This is a genomic window from Brevibacillus reuszeri (assembly GCF_002897295.1).
In the GTDB taxonomy this organism is placed as follows: Bacteria; Bacillota; Bacilli; order Brevibacillales; family Brevibacillaceae; genus Brevibacillus; species Brevibacillus reuszeri_A.
Genome location: NZ_BEXF01000138.1, coordinates 1 through 525, shown reverse-complemented (window position 1 = coordinate 525; position 525 = coordinate 1). Strand labels below are relative to the sequence as shown.

The window sequence follows — 525 nt, the reverse complement described above, 5'->3', positions numbered from 1 at the left end:
GATCGACAATCATATAGTGACCTGGCTCTAGCTTTTTTATTCCAGCAAACATTGTATCTGGTTGGGGCACATACTGTAATGTTAGATAATGGAACAGACTTTTTGAGTTAACGGCGGGTTTCAGACCATCCAAAGAAAGGATACTTTTAATTTCGGAGCCAAAGGCAAATTGAGTGTTATCCGTATAGTAATAGAATGGTTTTATTCCGAAATGATCACGAGCAGCAAATAATTGTTTTTTCCTCCGATCCCATATTGCAAATCCAAACATCCCACGCAATTTTTCTAAACAATGCTCCTGATACTCCTCATATAAATGGATGATGACTTCAGAATCTGTGTTCGTTTTAAACGTATGACCAAGCTCTTCAAGTTCTCTTTTTAATGTTTGATAATTATAAACCTCACCGTTAAAAACTAGCCAAAGGCTCTGATCTTCGTTGGAAATAGGCTGACTGCCGTGTTCCAAATCAAGGATCGACAAACGGGTAAATCCTAAAGCAATCCGATCTACCAACCTAATGC

The 525-nt window shown here is 38.3% G+C and carries 1 protein-coding gene; it reads right to left on the bottom strand.

Features of this window, described 5'->3' with window-relative positions:
- A partial coding sequence (locus C3B52_RS35850; RefSeq protein WP_373419764.1) for an asparagine synthetase B family protein occupies nt 1-525 on the bottom strand: 525 nt, incomplete at both ends.